Consider the following 2,225-nt stretch of genomic DNA (forward strand, 5'->3'; position numbering starts at 1 on the left):
CCGATCGGCTACATACCGCCGGCAGAGGCTGAGGCAAACTACTACCGGCAATTCGCCAATCAGGCCCCCACCGCGGTGGCCTGACTTAAACCAACTGGCCTCCAGGAATCTCGGGGCGATTCACGGACCTCAAAGAGGACGTCGATTAGAGGCTCTTTCCCGAGCTTTGTCGGGAGGTTTCCTGAAGTCATGCTCCTCCGCAGAAAATCGATTTGAGGGTAGCACATCAAGCCCCTCATGAGTGGTAGGGAATAGGCTACCGTAAAGGAGGGACCCGCTCGCCGACGCGAGTTCTCACATAGTGCTCAGTCATGTCTCGGTTTCTATGGGCGAGGAGCTTCTGGGAGTGAGCCAAGTCGCCAGTGTCTGTCGCCGTCTTGGCACGGAGATCGCGGAACTGAAAGCTCACCCCTGCAGCTTTCCGCGCCTTGTCGAAGCGTGCGCGCAGTGCGGACTGCGAGAGAGGCTGCCCGTTGCCATCCTGGATGAGGAACGGGCTAACGGCCTTCGGGCGCGAGTTGAGGCGGTCCAGCAATGCTGCAAGCTCCCCGGTGACCTCGATTCCAAGCCGGGCGCCTGTCTTGTTTTGCACGATCCACAGTGCGCCATCCCGAATGTCCGTGCGTCGGAGCTTCAGCACGTCGGCAGGCCGCTGGCCGGTGAGAAGGGCGAGGTCCATGGCGTCGGCAACAGTGTGATGGGCGTGCGCCTTCACGCAAGCGAATTCGTCATCCGTCACGTACCTGTCGCGCCCGGCCTCCCGGAACCCCTTGACTCCTTGGCACGGGTTCTGCGCCGCCGTGTACCCCCACTCCCGAGCCTTGTTGAAGATGTGGGAGAACAGAGCCTTCTCGCGGTTTGCCCGCACCTTTGCGGTCTGGCCGCGAATGTCCATGTACTCGCGGATGTGCATTGGCAGGATCGCGTCGATGGGCATGTGGCCGAAGACGCGCAGGAGTTGCGTAAGCTCCTTGTCGTTGTCCTTCCTCGTGCGAACGGCTTTCGTCGGGTAGACCTCGCGCACGTAGCGTTTTGCAATGACAGCGAGCGTGCGGCCGGAGTCGTCCTCTTTCACGCCTTCCAGCTGTGCCCAGAGGCGGAGCGCTTCGGCCCTGTCTGTCGAGAGCTTCCGCCAGACGCGCGGCGCGGATCCGCTCACGTGGTACCAAGTCTTCCCCTTCTTGTGGAAGCGGGGAGGATCGTCGAAGTTGCCTTGGCGACGGCGACCCATCAGACGGCCCTCAACGCGCCGAAGTTCGGTCGCACAACCTGCGCGGGTTCATCACCGCATCCAAGCATCCTCTCGGCGTACTTGCGGGCCACGATCGGACGGCCGATCGCGTTCACCTCGAAGCGCCACCCCTTGCGTTGCAGGTAGTCCACCTGGAGGCGAGGCAACTTGAAACCCGTGATTTCCTGCACTTCCTCAGGACTCAGGAGAAAGGGGGGAATCGTCAGCACGCGGATTCCCCCCGCTGCGGCAGGGTCGAATACGGCCCGCAATGGCGTCTCTCTGGAACCGGGCCAATGGCACGCACGAGGAGCGCACCGGGCAGCACGGACACAGAGTAGGGAGAGCTAAGAATTTCTCCTGTTGCGGGCACCACAAGACGACCCGACTTCCGGAAGATGTCTCCCACCCCATGGGAGCACTTGGCCCACTCGGGAAGATTGAGCCACGTTCTGATTGCGCGTCCACCTGCATCCAGTCCTCCGATTCCGTACAGACGCAAACCCTTCGGAAACTCAGTGAACTCACCAAGTTTGCTCAAGTACTTCATGAGGTAGCCGATGCCCGCTTTCGCGGGCTGCGTGTTCGTCATGCCGTGGGGCCAGAAAGCGCGGCGTCGGCCCTGCGCCATATCCCACTTCGGCATCACCACGCCGGGTGGAAGCCACGCGATGAAGTGGTAGTGCACGACCTCTTTGCCGGTGCGTCTCGCGCGGCCTGGTTGAATCTCGGCGACCCACGTGTACTTGCACCCGTATCCGTTTCGCTGACACCAGCGACGGAATCGCTCGGTTGCGATGGACACGTGGTCTGGCATCCAGGCGTCTGCTTCCGCGTAGGTGAGCGTGACGAACCACGGAATCGGGGTGCCCTGCCCCCTGAGATCAGCCACGTGACGATCTGGAGTCCAATCAATCCTGCGAGGAAATTGGACGATGAAGAAGCGATTCACCGAGGAGCAGATCATTGGCTTCCTGCGTGAGGCCGATGCCGG

At 61.7% G+C, this 2,225-nt stretch carries 3 protein-coding genes; all 3 read right to left on the reverse strand.

Annotated elements, in window-relative coordinates:
* Positions 1–256 precede the first annotated feature (256 nt).
* Positions 257–1,231, reverse strand: a complete 975-nt coding sequence (locus tag JI739_RS24670; RefSeq protein WP_236590035.1) for a tyrosine-type recombinase/integrase — start codon at positions 1,229–1,231, stop codon at positions 257–259.
* Positions 1,231–1,461: a DUF4224 domain-containing protein gene (locus JI739_RS24265; RefSeq protein ID WP_201686600.1), complete on the reverse strand. Its 231-nt coding sequence runs from the start codon at positions 1,459–1,461 to the stop codon at positions 1,231–1,233. Before JI739_RS24265 ends, JI739_RS24670 begins: the two co-directional genes overlap by 1 nt.
* Positions 1,455–2,225, reverse strand: a 771-nt coding sequence (locus JI739_RS24270) for a rolling circle replication-associated protein (RefSeq protein ID WP_236590036.1), incomplete at its 5' end; no start/stop codon positions are given. The genes JI739_RS24265 and JI739_RS24270, both read right to left, overlap by 7 nt.

This window comes from Ramlibacter aurantiacus (assembly GCF_016722895.1).
Lineage (GTDB): Bacteria > Pseudomonadota > Gammaproteobacteria > Burkholderiales > Burkholderiaceae_C > Ramlibacter > Ramlibacter aurantiacus.

What these genes read in the sequence shown, in the direction of transcription:
- JI739_RS24670 (WP_236590035.1), bottom strand. Translation starts at nt 1,231, where the DNA reads ATGGGTCGCCGTCGCCAAGGCAACTTCGACGATCCTCCCCGCTTCCAC.